The following is a 13,479-nucleotide window of genomic DNA, read 5'->3' as shown; positions in this document are numbered from 1 at the left end:
GGGCACACGCGCGTGTGCCCTCTCCCATTTCCACTCAGGTCTACGAAAAGCCCCTCACGAAGTCGAGGCTCCTCACGCCGGGCGCACCACGCTGTGGATCGGCATGTAGTAGATCGACTCCTCGCGGACGTACGCCCCCGGCTTGGGCGCGTGGATCATCATGCCGTCGCCGATGTAGATGCCGACGTGGCTGATGTCGTCGTAGAAGAAGACCAGGTCACCGGGCTGGGCGCTGTTCACGGAGACCGTCGTGCCGGCCTTGACCTGGTCCCAGGTGGTGCGCGGGAGGGTGACTCCGGCGGCCTTCCAGGCGGCCTGGGTGAGGCCGGAGCAGTCGTACGAGCCGGGGCCGCTCGCGCCCCAGACGTACGGCTTGCCGATCTGGGCGCGGGCGAAGGCGAGCGCCTTGTCGGCCTTGGCGGTGGAGGCGGCTGAGCCGGACCCGGAGGTCCCCGTGCCCGTGGAGGTCCCGGTGCTCTGCGCGGCCTCCTGGCGCCGCCGCTCGGCGTCGGCCGCCTGCTGGCGGGCCAGCTCGTCCGCCTTGCGCTGGGCCTCTTCCTGCTTCTGCCGCTCGATCGCGGCGAGCCGCGCCTTCTCCTCGGTGGTCAGCTTCGAGAGGAGGTCGCGCGCGGTGGCGAGCTTCCGCTGGACGTCCGCCTTGGACGTCTTCAGCGAGCTCTGCGTCCTGGTGAGCGTCTCCAGGCTCTCGGACGCCTCCCGCCGCTTCTCCGTCGTGGCGGTCTGCTGCGTCACGTAGTCGTCGACGGACTGCTTCTGGCGGCTGGTGAGCCGGTCCATCAGCTGGGTCTGGTCGAAGTAGTCCTGCGGGTTGTCCGCGAGGAGGAGGGAGGCGGTGTCGGGGGCGGCGGCCCCGGTGCGGTACTGCGCGGCGGCGAACGTACCGAGCTCCTCGCGCGCGTCGTTCAGCTTCTCCGTGCGGCGCGCCACGTCGTCGAGGAGGGTGTCGACGCGCTTCTTCTGCTTGGTGGTCTTCTCCTTGGCCGCGTTGTACTTCTCACTGGCCGTCTCCGCCTGGCGGTAGAGGTCGCCGACCTTCTTCTCGACTTCCTCGAGGCTCGGCCTGGGTTCCTCGGAGGGGGCCGCGTTCGCCGTCTGGGAGAGGAGGGCCACCGAGGTCAGGGCCGCGGTGGCGATGGCCGGAGTCCGTATGCCCATGGGACTGGGGGGCCGGGACCTGCGGTGTGGCGCCACGAGGGCGTCTCCTTCCGTCGTCCGCCTACCGAGTTAGCTGTCGGGTTCGGGCGGGTGCTCCGGAAGGTTTGCCCTACGGTCCGTTTCCCCGAAGGGAGTTGGACCGATTCACCCCAAGGTCGGTGGGTCCCCGGCTCCGTCGGCCACGAGGGCGTACCGGACTCGGCGGAGGCCGCTCGGCCCGGCGTGTTCGCCGGTGCGGGTCGTGCGGCCCACATAAAAGTTAGCTAATTCCTGTGGCCCCTGTGAAGTTTGATGCGCGATATGCCCGATACATTTTCGTGACCTTAGCCTTGGGCCCGACGCGCGGTAACCAATTCAGATGGGTCTGGCCCGAGTTGTCCACCAGATGAAGCCCGGCCCACTGCAGCGCCCCTTCAGGGGCGCGGGGAACTGTGCACGCCAACCACAGCCGACCCGCACCCACGACACACTGCTCCCGAATCCCAGCCGAAGCCGCAGCCGGACCGCCTGATCACGGACCGCTGCGAACCTCCACCGGAGGGTGACGAAACTCAAGGCGAGCAGCCACGGAAACCCGCACCCCCGCGGAGCGACCCCGTCGAGTTTCCAAGGTGGCGGCAGGCTGTCAGTGGGGGCGCCTAGACTCGGAGAGCGATGAGCAGCCTCTTTGATGACAGCTTCCTGGCGGACCTCAAGCCCTCGCGGGCCCACGAGGAGGAGCCCCCGCCGCACGAGGACGAGCCCCCGCCGCCGCCCGAGGACGAGGCGCCGGAGTCGGGGCCCGTTCCGGACGATTTGTTCGGCGGCCACTTCGACGTGCCGCCCAGCCGGGACGGCTACTACCGCGACGGCGCCCCCCGGCCGCACGTGGACCCGGCCGCGCTCCTGGACGGGCTGAACGAGAACCAGCGCGCGGCGGTGGTCCACCACGGCTCCCCCCTGCTCATCGTGGCAGGCGCGGGCTCCGGCAAGACCCGTGTGCTCACGCACCGGATCGCCCACCTGCTGGGCGAGCGCAGGGTGCACCCGGGCCAGATCCTCGCGATCACCTTCACGAACAAGGCCGCGGGCGAAATGAAGGAGCGCGTCGAGCAGCTCGTCGGGCCGCGGGCCAACGCGATGTGGGTGATGACCTTCCACAGCGCGTGCGTACGGATCCTGCGGCGCGAGTCGAAGCAGCTCGGCTTCACCTCCTCCTTCTCGATCTACGACGCCGCCGACAGCAAGCGCCTCATGGCCCTGGTCTGCCGTGACCTGGACCTCGACCCCAAGCGCTTCCCGCCCAAGTCGTTCAGCGCCAAGATCTCGAACCTGAAGAACGAGCTGATCGACGAGGAGGACTTCGCCGCCCAGGCCGCCGACGGTTTCGAGAAGACCCTCGCCCAGGCCTACGTGATGTACCAGTCCCGCCTGCGCGAGGCGAACGCGCTGGACTTCGACGACCTGATCATGACGACGGTCAACCTCCTGCGCGCCTTCCCGGACGTCGCCGAGCACTACCGCCGCCGCTTCCGGCACGTCCTGGTCGACGAGTACCAGGACACGAACCACGCGCAGTACGCCCTGGTCCGCGAGCTCGTCGGCACCTCCGAGCACCCCGTGGACGTCCCGCCGAGCGCGCACGACCTCCCGCCGGCCGAGCTGTGCGTGGTGGGTGACGCGGACCAGTCGATCTACGCCTTCCGCGGCGCGACCATCCGCAACATCCTCCAGTTCGAGGAGGACTACCCGAGCGCGACGACGATCCTGCTGGAGCAGAACTACCGCTCGACGCAGACGATCCTCACCGCCGCCAACGCGGTCATCGAGCGCAACGAGTCGCGCCGCCCCAAGAACCTGTGGACCAACGCGGGCGCGGGCGCGCAGATCACCGGCTATGTCGCCGACACCGAGCACGACGAGGCCCAGTTCGTCGCCGACGAGATCGACCGCCTCACGGACGCGGGCGACGCGAAGGCGGGCGACGTCGCGGTCTTCTACCGTACGAACGCGCAGTCCCGTGTCTTCGAAGAGGTCTTCATCCGCGTAGGCCTGCCCTACAAGGTCGTCGGCGGAGTCCGCTTCTACGAGCGCAAGGAGGTCCGCGACGTCCTCGCGTACCTGCGCGTGCTCGCGAACCCCGAGGACTCCGTACCGATGCGCCGCATTCTCAACGTCCCCAAGCGCGGCATCGGCGACCGCGCCGAGGCGATGATCGACGCGCTCTCCCAGCGCGAGAAGATCAGCTTCGCGCAGGCGCTGCGCCGCGTCGACGAGGCGTACGGCATGGCGTCCCGCTCGACGAACGCCGTCAAGAAGTTCAACACGCTGATGGAGGACCTCCGCACGATCGTCGAGTCGGGCGCAGGCCCGGCGACGGTCCTTGAGGCGGTTCTCGAACGGACCGGCTACCTCGCCGAGTTGCAGGCCTCGACCGACCCGCAGGACGAGACCCGCATCGAGAACCTCCAGGAACTGGCCGCCGTGGCCCTGGAGTTCGAGCAGGAGGCCGGCGAGGGCGAGGCACCGGGCGGGCTCTCCGCCTTCCTGGAGCGGGTCGCACTCGTCGCCGACTCCGACCAGATCCCGGACGAGGAGGAGGACGGGTCCGGCGTGATAACGCTGATGACCCTCCACACCGCCAAGGGCCTCGAATTCCCCGTGGTGTTCCTGACCGGCATGGAGGACGGCGTCTTCCCGCACATGCGCGCGCTCGGCCAGGCCAAGGAGCTGGAGGAGGAGCGCCGGCTCGCGTACGTCGGCATCACGCGCGCGCGGGAGCGGCTGTATCTGACCCGGTCGTCCATGCGCAGCGCCTGGGGCCAGCCCTCGTACAACCCGCCGTCCCGTTTCCTGGAGGAGATCCCGGAGACGCATCTGGAGTGGAAGCGCACGGGCTCCCTCGGCCCGGCGGCCTCCGGCCCGGTCTCCGGTGTGGCGGCCTCCCTGTCCTCCTCGCGCTCCCGCTCGGCGGCCTCGGGCGCGTCCGGTTTCGCGACGCGACGCGGCGCCTCGGACAAGCCGGTGGTGTCACTCGCCGTCGGCGACCGCGTCACCCACGACCAGTTCGGCCTCGGCACGGTCGTCGGCGTCAAGGGCACAGGCGCGAACGCCGAGGCGACGGTCGACTTCGGCGAGGAGAAGCCGAAGCGGTTGCTGCTGCGGTACGCACCGGTGGAGAAGCTGTAGAGCTGAAGTGCTGTGGTCCCCAGCGGTATTGGCTGCTGGGGACTGCTTGAGGGCGGGCCGATCACTTTCAGCCCGTCCGGCGATTGAGGACGAGGCCGTTCAGGCCGATACGGGGGTCTGGGGGCGCCCAGGACTCCGGCCTCAAGCAGGGCCTCTCCTAGGAGGGGTCCAGCCCATGGCTGCGCAACCACGGCAGTGGGTCGATCGCCGAGCCACCACCCGGCCGCACCTCGAAGTGAAGGTGCGGACCGGTCGAGTTCCCGGAGTTCCCGGAGTACGCGATCGGGTCCCCGGCCTTCACGACGGCACCCGAGGCGACCTTGTACGTGGAGAGGTGGCAGTACCACGTCTCCGTACCGTCCTTGGCCGTCACGATGACCATGTTCCCGTACGCGCTGTTCCACTGCGTCCGGACGGTCCCGTCGGTCGCGGCCATCACCGTCGTGCCGTACGAGACGGGGAAGTCGATGCCGGTGTGGACGGACATCCAGTTGATGCCCGCCTGTCCGTAGTACGCGCTGAGCCCGTGCTGCGCGACCGGCAGCGCGAACTTCGGCCGCAACCGCTCCTTGCGGGCCGCCTCCGCCGCCGCCTTCTGCTTGTCGGCGGCCTGCTGGGCCTTCAAGTCGATACGTTCCTGCGTACGGCTGGCCCGGTCGGCGAAGTCGTCCGCGTCCGCGGAGAGGTTCTCCAGCTGGGTGTCCAGCTGGTTGTTCGCGGCAGCCGGCTTCACGGCGCTCGCGTCGGGCGCGGCGGCCGTCGTCCGCGCTTCGTCGTTGCTGCTGCTTCCGCCGGTCACGGACGCGGCGGCGATTCCGGCGACGCCCATCACACACGCCGAGGGCACGGCGACCGTCAGCAGGGCGGAACGCTTCGGCGGGGGGCGACGACGGGAACGGGGCGCGGAACGGCCGGCCGCACGTGACGCGGAGCGGCCGGCCGGGGCGGCGGTGTCGGCGACGGAGGTGGTTTCCTCGACGTCGTCCAAGGGAGCGGGTTCGTCGTGGCCGTGGCCACCGGTACCGGAGTCCGCGTCGGCGTCGTCGGAGGGGGTGAACTCGCCTTCCGCGGTGGCCTGTTCCTCGTACGGGACCTGCTGGAAAGCGGTGGTGGCCTGCTGGTCGTACGACTCGTGCCCGTCGTACGACTCTTGGTGGTCGTAGGACGCGTGCTGGTCGTACGCCGTGTGCTGGTCGGCCGGATACGACTCGTGCTCGGTCTGCGCCTGATGGTGGATCTGGGGCTGGACCTGAGTCTGGTTCTGGTTCTGGTTCTGCTGGTTCTGGTCGCCGCCGTCCGAGTTCCACGCCGTCGCGTCGTACGTGCCGGTCTCGAAGGTCGGCGCGGTCCACTGCTGGGTGGGGTCGACCGGATCGGCCTGGAGCCAGGCGTTCGCGTCCCACTGGCCGGTGCCGTCCGGGCTCCCGGCCTGCGTCGGGATCTCGCCGAGCTGCTGGTAACCGGAGCCCTGCCAGACACCGCTCGTGTCATAGCTGCCGGTCTCGAACGCGGCGTGGTGCTGCGCCGCGTACGGGTCGTAGTTCAGCGTCTGATGACTGCCGGTGGCCCACTGGGTGGCGTCGTACGAACCCGTGCCCGCGCCGCTGCCGTCGGTTCCGCCGCCGTTGCCGGGGAGGTCGCCGAACAGGGGGTCGGTGTCGAAGGTCGTCGTCGCGTAGGCGCCCGTCGTGTCGTAGCTGCCCGTCGCGCCGTACATGCCGGAGGCGTTGGGGTCGAAACCGGTGGCGGAGTAGCCGTCGTACGTGGTGAAGTCGCCGTACTGGACGCCCTGTTCGCCATAGGACGCGTAATGCGCCGAGGCGGCCTCGGGAGCCGGAGCCGGGGGAATTGCGGTCCCCGACGGGTGACGGTCGTTCACCAACTTCTCTTTCGCCTCGACGACAGGGGCTGGCAGAGCAGTGCGGCGACTGTACCCGGCGGTACGAGGGCGCGACAATCTTCGGCGGCTTTCCTCCTCTCAGGAAACGGGCATTCGGCCGTCTTTCGGCGGAGGGCGGGCACAGCTTTGGCCTGGCGTTCGATGAATGTTCGAAGAAACGTCGGTCCTCGGGGCCGATTGAACGGGTTCGACGGCGCCTTCCGGTTGTGCCGGTTGGCTTTTGCGCCGCTTGCGCTCCGCCGCTTCCGGTTGGCCACGCCTCCGGGCGCGTCATCGTCCGTCGGTCACGCCACCGTCACGCCACCGTCAGGCCGTCGGCGTGGGCGGCGGTGTTGGCGGCCGGGCGGGCTTCCGCCTCCTCGGCGTCCAGGGCCTGCCGGATGCCGGCCGCGACGGCCGGGTGCACGGGGAGGGCGAGATGCCCGATCCCGCTCACCCGCACGTTCTGGACCAGCAGGTCCGGGTGCTCGATGCACGCGGTCTCCAGCGGGTCCATCAACTGGTCGAGGTCGCTCCAGAAGCTCACGAACCTGGTCCGGCAGTGCGGCGCCGGCTGGCACAGCTCGTCGAGTACGCCCGAACCGGGACGCATCTGGCGGACGATCGGGTGCGCGTTCATCAGCGGGACGACCCGCGTGCCCGAGTGCGGCGTGCCCAGCGTGACGAGGGTCCGGACGCGGACGTCGCCGCCCAGGCACTGCACGTAGTACCGCGCTATCAGCCCGCCGAGGCTGTGCCCGACGATGTCCACCTCGTGATGGCCGGTGCGCTCGCAGATCTCCTCTATGTGCCGGCCGAGCAGCTCGGCGGCGGTCCGGATGTCACAGGTCAGCGGGGAGTAGTTGAGCGACTCGATCTGCTGCCTGCCGTGCTGGGCCAGCGAGCGGCGCAGCATCACGAAGACGGAGCGGTTGTCGATGAAGCCGTGCAGCAGGACGACCGGGGGCCTGGTGGGGGTGGGGAGACGGGTGGTGTCGCCCCTCTCCTTGCCGGTGCCGGTGCCGGTGCCGGTACGTGTGCCGGTGTCGGCCAGGTCGGTCGGGGTCCCGGGTGGGTTCGGGGCCGGGCGGCGCTCCGGGGTGATGCCGGTGGGATAGAGGAGGAGGTGGCCCGCGAGGATCGCGATCTCCAGGGCCGTCGCCTTCAGGAGGGCCAGCGAGAGCCCGGCGATTCTGCCGGGGAGCAGGCGCTGGCAGAGTGGAAGAAGGGGCGACACTGCCCTGGTGACCTTCATGGCCGACCTCCCGTCGGCGCACGGGAGGACGACTCCGGCCCCCGTGTGCCCTCGTGAGAAGCCGGTGACGAGGAAGGCGAGGGGCACGTGCGGCGTGTGTGACGCCGGTGGAGCGACGGGCGTGCCCGTCGTCGTGCCATCGCCGATGCGCCGCACCACCTTGCCGCGCGGCTGACGGCGCGGCGGTGCGGCGACCTCGTAGCGGCTCCCCTTGCGCCCGGTCCGGCCGCGGTCCATCGGCCGCAGGCTGCGGCCCATGTGCCGCGTGATGCGGGACCGTGCGCGGCGAACTTGTCCCACCGTGTGATTTCCCCCTCGGTCCGCACCGCGAAACTGCCGGTTACGGGATGGTGGCGATAACGTTCGTTCACTTTCCGGGGCCGTGTCGTGCGGGGGCGCTGTGCCACCGGGGCATATCTGACGTGAGGGCGGTGGCGGCGAGTCGCCGTCCCGGCCCCCGGGTGCTATCAGTCGGTACAGGACAGGTCCGGGTGGATCTCCACGGAGACCCACGGGGATCCGCAGAGGTCCGTGGATCATCGCGGGCTGTGCGGGTCGGTAGATCGGTGATCGGTGATCGGTGTAGTCGGTTCATGGAGGCAGTGATGGGTGTGGCAGCCGGTCCGATCCGTGTGGTGGTGGCCAAGCCGGGGCTCGACGGCCACGACCGCGGGGCGAAGGTGATCGCGCGGGCGCTGCGGGACGCGGGTATGGAGGTCATTTACACCGGTCTCCACCAGACGCCCGACCAGATCGTGGACACGGCGATCCAGGAGGATGCCGACGCGATCGGGCTGTCGATCCTGTCCGGCGCGCACAACACGTTGTTCGCCGCGGTGATTCAGCTCCTGAAGGAGCGGGACGCGGAGGACATCAAGGTGTTCGGGGGCGGGATCATTCCGGAGGCGGACATCGCGCCGTTGAAGGAGCTGGGTGTGGCGGAGATCTTTACGCCCGGGGCGACGACGGCGTCGATCGTGGAGTGGGTTCGCGCGAACGTGCGGTAGGGCTCCGCCGGGTTGGCGGGGGGTTGTTGGGGCTTGGCTTGTGTTGTGGGTGCGGGTTGGTCGGGGTGGAGTGCGCGGTTCCTCGCGCCCCTTGAGGGTGGGAGGGGTGAGGGCGTTACGAGGTGCTGTGCGTCTCTGCCCTGGTTCCGGCTACGCCTCGGTGCTTACTCCTCCTCGAGTTCTCTCTGCATCGCCGCTCGTAGGCGCAGGGTTGTGACCAGGCGTTGGAAGGATTCCGCCCAGTAACTGCCGGCGCCGGGGGCCGCGTTCTCCGGTTCGTCGGGGATGGCGGTGAGGGTTTCGAGGTGAGGGGCCTCGGACGGGTCCAGACAGCGTTCGGCCAGGCCCATGACGCCGCTGAAGCTCCATGGATAACTGCCCGCGTCCCTCGCGATGTTGAGGGCGTCGACGACCGCCCGCCCCAAGGGTCCCGACCAGGGCACCGTGCACACTCCGAGCAGCTGGAACGCCTCGGACAGGCCGTGCACGGCTATGAATCCCGCCACCCAGTCGGCCCGCTCGGCGGCCCCCAGCGTGCCGAGCAGCTTGGCGCGCTCGGCCAGCGACACCGCACCCGGTCCGCCCGCCTCCGGCGCGGCGGGGACGCCCAGCAGCGCTCTGGACCAGGAAGGATCGCGCTGGCGCACCGCGGCCCGGCACCACGCGGCATGCAGCTCGCCCTGCCAGTCGTCCGCCACGGGCAGCGCCACGATCTCCTCCGGCGTACGTCCCCCGAGCCGCCGCGACCACGTGCCGAGCGGGGCCGCCTCGACCAACTGGCCCAGCCACCAGGACCGTTCACCCCGCCCTGCCGGAGCCTTGGGAAGCACTCCGTCCCGCTCCATGCCCGGATCGCACTCGTGCGGCGCCTCGACCGCTATCGTCGGCGTGCCCTGCGTGTGGTCGACGGCCACGCAGGACTGCGCGCGCTCCGCCATCCGTCCGGCGAGCGCCGAACCGGGCAGTGCGGACAGCAACTCCGCCGCAGTGGCCCGCACATTGCGGCTCCGGTCGGCCAACGCCCGCTCCAGGAACGGCTCGTCCGCCGCGTGCAGCCCCGTCCGCAGCGAGTCGAGGAACATCAGCCGGTCCTCGGCCCGCTCCGTCGCCCACGTGGTGGCCAGCAGCTCCCGCGCGGCCGTCGCGTCCCGGGCCCGTATCCCCGAGAGGAGCGCGACCCGCTCGGCGAACAGCCCCTCCTCCCACAACTCCCTTATGCGATCGGGCTCCCCGGGCCCGGGCAGAGCTGCCCCGCCACCCGGCGTCGAGCGCAGCGCGAACCGCCAGTCCGCGTTCAGCCGGGCCAGCCACAGAGCGCGCGGCCCCGCGAACGCCAGCACCGCCGGCCGTAGATCCGTACGTCCCCGGGCTGCGTCAAGCAGCGAGGGCAGTGCCTCCGGGCGGGGTGCGAACCCGCGCCGGTTCGCCGTGGCGAGCCACTGCGGGAGCAGCTCCATGAGGTCGGGAGCCGAGCCTCTGCGACCGCCACTGCCGCCGCCCGTCCCGGGCCGGTCGGCGAGCAGCATCGCGAGTCTGCGCGCGGCGGCGGGCGGCAACAGCGGACGTGGGTCCGCCGGCGCGGGCTCCACCCGGGCCGCCGCCCGCCCCGGCCGCATCCCGGCCCGCCGCCGTACGGTCTCCACGGCCGCCGCGTCCAGCAGCGCCGTCGGCGCCTCCCGGCCGGCCGGGATCCCCGACGGCGTCCGCCGCGCGGTCCCCAGGAGGGCCGCGGTCACGAGCTCCTCCCAGCGGCTCCCGCCGGAGGCGTCCGCGGAGGCCGTGTCGGTGGAAACCGTGTCGGTGGGAGTGGGGGTCCTGTTCATGTGAGTCCCTTCCATGGATCCACCAGGTCCGTCACGTCGGTCGAGTCGGTCGAGTCGGTCACATCGGTCAGGTCGGCCCGGTCGGCCACATCGGTCGGGTCCGTAGGACGCGAGGGGGCCTGGAGCGGTGTCGTCGTCAGCACAGGGACACCGCCTCGCCCGGGCCCTCCGGCCAGGCCGTGAGGGGCGTGAAGCCGCGGTGGCCGCACTCTCCGAAGACCGTGACCGGTGTGCCGCCGGAGAGGGCGACCAGACGCCACAGGCCCGAGCCGGACAGGGCCGCCGGGGTGAGCGGTAGCGCCAGCTCGCCGTCGGCGTCGGCCAGTTGCCAGGTGTCGCCGTCCGGGGTGGGTATGACGCGGCCGAGTGTCACCGGGTGGGAGTCCAGCCACGGGTCGTCCCGGAGCGCTTCGCCGTACCTGGCCGCCGCCTGCGCCACGCTCACTCCCGGCGGGCGGATCGTCGTGGGCGCCGGAGGCGTGAACTGCTCACCGAGCGCGGCCCGCAGCTGGCCCGCGCCCGGATACGCGGACACCTCGGCGTCGAGCGCGAGCCCGACCGGCAGGGCCAGTTCGGGTGCGCGGCCGGCCGCCCCGTACGACAGGAGCAGGACCGGGCGCGCCGATTCCGCCCCGTGCAGCCAGATGCGGCGGGTGGTGAGGCGGCTGTCCGACGTGTCGTACTGGGCCAGGACCAGCCAGTGGTCGCGGACCGGCGGGCCGTCCGCCGAGCCGGTCAGCCCGATCCGTGAACGGACCGTCGCGGCCAGGCCGTCCGGCAGTCGCTCGCGGCGCAGCCAGCCCTGGTCGAGGAGATGGAGCAGCGCGCACTCCTCCAGCAAACGCACCGGCCAGCCAGGGCCCGACGACGGGATCGCTCCCAACTCCCGCACCCGCGCGGCCAGTCCGGAGGCCTGCGCGTCGACCATGCGGGCCGCCGTCTCCTCCCACAGCCCGTACCCTGCCTGCTCCGCCGTGGCCAGGCCGCCCCGGAGCAGATCGGCCAGCCGCTGCTCCAGCTCCGCCGCCCCCGCGGTGATGTGCTCGGCCCGCCGCTCCGCCCTGCGCCGCGCGGCCTCCGGATCACCCGAGGCCGGGGAACCCGCCGCGCTCGCCGCCCGTTTGTCGTCCGCGCGCTTCTTCCTCGCCTCTGTCCACTCCTCCGCCCAGTCCGGCACCTGCCCCCGCGGCACCGTGCCGTCCTCGCCCGCCCAGAGAAGCAGCAGCCCCAGCGCGTGCTTGCACGGGAACTTGCGGCTCGGGCAACTGCACTTGTACGCGGGCCCGGTGGAGTCCGCGATGTCGATCACCGTCCGATACGGCCTGCTGCCGCTTCCCCTGCACAGTCCCCACACCGTCCCCTCGTCCGTACTGCCCGCCTCCGACCACGGCCCTGCCGCGCCGAGCTTGCTGCCCGCCTTGCGTGACGCTGCGTCAGGCGCCAGTGCCAGCACCTGATCCGCAGTCCAGCGCACCCCCTGCTGAGTCATGTCATCGAAGGTAGGTCCCACCACTGACAATCGGCCCCGGCGAGTTCGTTTGTGCAGGTCAGGGCGATTGTCAGTGGCGTAGTGCACGGTGGAACCAGATCCGAACCGGCCGAGCCGCAAGGGGGACCGCTCCATGTCCGTGTCCGTCGACCAGACGTCCGTCGAACCGAGCCAGCAGCACTCCGCGCACACGCGAGAAGCAGCGAAGGGCGAGGCGCTGCGGCCGCACGCCGAGGACGCGTTCGCCGCCGAGCTCGCGGCGCTGGCCGCGCAGGACGACCGCCCGCGCCCGGTCCGCTGGCGGATGTCGCCGTGGGCCGTCGCGACCTACCTGCTCGGCGGCACACTGCCGGACGGCACGGTGATCACACCGAAGTACGTCGGCCCGCGCCGCATCGTCGAGGTCGCCGTCACCACGCTCGCCACCGACCGGGCCCTGCTCCTGCTCGGCGTGCCCGGCACGGCCAAGACATGGGTCTCCGAGCACCTCGCCGCGGCCGTCAGCGGCGACTCCACGCTCCTCGTGCAGGGCACGGCCGGCACACCGGAGGAGGCGATCCGCTACGGCTGGAACTACGCGCAGCTGCTCGCGAACGGCCCGAGCCGGGACGCGCTGGTGCCCAGCCCGGTCATGCGGGCCATGGCGGAGGGGATGACGGCCCGGGTGGAGGAACTGACCCGCATCCCCGCCGACGTACAGGACTCGCTCATCACGATCCTGTCGGAGAAGACCCTGCCGATACCGGAGTTGGGCTCGGAGGTGCAGGCGGTCCGGGGCTTCAACCTGATCGCCACGGCCAACGACCGCGACCGCGGGGTGAACGACCTGTCGAGCGCCCTGCGCCGCCGCTTCAACACGGTGGTCCTGCCGCTGCCCGAGAGCGCCGACGCCGAGGTCGACATCGTCTCGCGCCGCGTCGACCAGATCGGCCGCTCCCTCGACCTGCCCTCGGTGCCCGACGGCGTCGACGAGATCCGCCGCGTCGTCACGGTCTTCCGCGAGCTGCGCGACGGCATCACCGCCGACGGGCGTACGAAGCTGAAGTCGCCCAGCGGCACGCTGTCCACCGCGGAGGCGATCTCCGTTGTCACGAACGGCCTTGCCCTGGCCGCCCACTTCGGGGACGGCGTCCTGCGTGCGAGCGATGTCGCCGCGGGCATCCTCGGCGCCGTCGTCCGCGACCCGGCGGCCGACCGCGTCATCTGGCAGGAGTATCTGGAAGCCGTCGTCCGCGAGCGCGACGGCTGGAAGGACTTCTACCGCGCCTGCCGGGAGGTGAGCGCGTGAGCGACCGCGACGGGGGGACCGGGCCCCTGCTGCTCGGGGTGCGCCACCACGGCCCCGGCTCGGCCCGGGCCGTACGGGCCGCGCTGGAGGCGGCGGGCCCGCGCACCGTACTCATCGAAGGGCCGCCGGAGGCCGACGCGTTGATCGCGCTGGCCGCCGACGAGGACATGCGGCCGCCCGTCGCCCTTCTCGCACATGTCGTGGACGAGCCGGGGCGGTCGGCGTTCTGGCCGCTCGCCGAGTTCTCGCCGGAATGGGTGGCCATCCGCTGGGCCCTGGACCACGGGGTGCCGGCTCGCTTCATCGACCTCCCGGCCACCCACACACTGGCATGGGGACGGGAGGAGTCGGAGGACAAGGAGAACGAGGGGGACAAGGAGGCATCGGGGGAGGG

At 71.3% G+C, this 13,479-nt stretch carries 10 protein-coding genes and 1 riboswitch; of the genes, 4 read left to right on the top strand and 6 right to left on the bottom strand.

Annotated elements, in window-relative coordinates; all coding sequences use genetic code 11:
• Positions 1-72 precede the first annotated feature (72 nt).
• Complete coding sequence (locus AOK17_RS28760; protein WP_055615479.1) at positions 73-1,212, bottom strand: C40 family peptidase; 1,140 nt, start codon at positions 1,210-1,212, stop codon at positions 73-75.
• Positions 1,213-1,219: 7 nt separating this feature from the next.
• Positions 1,220-1,390, bottom strand: a riboswitch (cyclic di-AMP (ydaO/yuaA leader).
• A gap of 440 nt (positions 1,391-1,830) precedes the next feature.
• Here AOK17_RS28760 and pcrA point away from each other — a divergent pair.
• Positions 1,831-4,344, top strand: a complete 2,514-nt coding sequence (gene pcrA, locus AOK17_RS28755) for a DNA helicase PcrA (protein WP_055615478.1) — start codon at positions 1,831-1,833, stop codon at positions 4,342-4,344.
• A gap of 157 nt (positions 4,345-4,501) precedes the next feature.
• Here the strand turns inward: pcrA and AOK17_RS28750 are convergent, their stop codons facing one another.
• Both AOK17_RS28750 and AOK17_RS28745 read right to left on the bottom strand, forming a co-directional pair.
• Positions 4,502-6,223, bottom strand: a complete 1,722-nt coding sequence (locus AOK17_RS28750) for a M23 family metallopeptidase (protein ID WP_055615477.1) — start codon at positions 6,221-6,223, stop codon at positions 4,502-4,504.
• A gap of 316 nt (positions 6,224-6,539) precedes the next feature.
• Positions 6,540-7,478, bottom strand: coding sequence for an esterase/lipase family protein (locus AOK17_RS28745; RefSeq protein ID WP_055615481.1), 939 nt, complete (start codon positions 7,476-7,478; stop codon positions 6,540-6,542).
• A gap of 605 nt (positions 7,479-8,083) precedes the next feature.
• On the opposite strand from AOK17_RS28745, the gene icmB reads away from it, so the two are divergent.
• Positions 8,084-8,485, top strand: coding sequence for a coenzyme B12-dependent isobutyryl CoA mutase small subunit (icmB, locus tag AOK17_RS28740; protein WP_055615476.1), 402 nt, complete (start codon positions 8,084-8,086; stop codon positions 8,483-8,485).
• A gap of 164 nt (positions 8,486-8,649) precedes the next feature.
• Here the strand turns inward: icmB and AOK17_RS28735 are convergent, their stop codons facing one another.
• The 3 genes from AOK17_RS28735 to AOK17_RS28730 are packed head-to-tail and all read right to left on the bottom strand — an operon-like array spanning position 8,650 to position 11,797.
• Positions 8,650-10,308: a DUF5691 domain-containing protein gene (locus AOK17_RS28735; RefSeq protein ID WP_245697425.1), complete on the bottom strand. Its 1,659-nt coding sequence runs from the start codon at positions 10,306-10,308 to the stop codon at positions 8,650-8,652.
• Complete coding sequence (locus AOK17_RS50880) at positions 10,305-10,451, bottom strand: hypothetical protein (protein ID WP_157881413.1); 147 nt, start codon at positions 10,449-10,451, stop codon at positions 10,305-10,307. Before AOK17_RS50880 ends, AOK17_RS28735 begins: the two co-directional genes overlap by 4 nt.
• Positions 10,445-11,797, bottom strand: coding sequence for an SWIM zinc finger family protein (locus tag AOK17_RS28730; RefSeq protein WP_055615475.1), 1,353 nt, complete (start codon positions 11,795-11,797; stop codon positions 10,445-10,447). Before AOK17_RS28730 ends, AOK17_RS50880 begins: the two co-directional genes overlap by 7 nt.
• Before the next feature lie 133 nt (positions 11,798-11,930).
• On the opposite strand from AOK17_RS28730, the gene AOK17_RS28725 reads away from it, so the two are divergent.
• Positions 11,931-13,085 (top strand): ATP-binding protein, encoded by a 1,155-nt coding sequence (locus tag AOK17_RS28725; RefSeq protein ID WP_055615474.1) that lies wholly within the window; start codon positions 11,931-11,933, stop codon positions 13,083-13,085.
• On the top strand, positions 13,064-13,479 hold a 416-nt coding region (locus tag AOK17_RS28720; protein WP_425424646.1), incomplete at its 3' end, for a DUF5682 family protein. The genes AOK17_RS28725 and AOK17_RS28720, both read left to right, overlap by 22 nt.

It is taken from the genome of Streptomyces phaeochromogenes (genome assembly GCF_001418655.1).
GTDB lineage: Bacteria > Actinomycetota > Actinomycetes > Streptomycetales > Streptomycetaceae > Streptomyces > Streptomyces phaeochromogenes.
The sequence above is the reverse complement of the archived record's forward strand: the minus strand, read 5'-3'. Positions and strand labels throughout refer to the sequence as shown.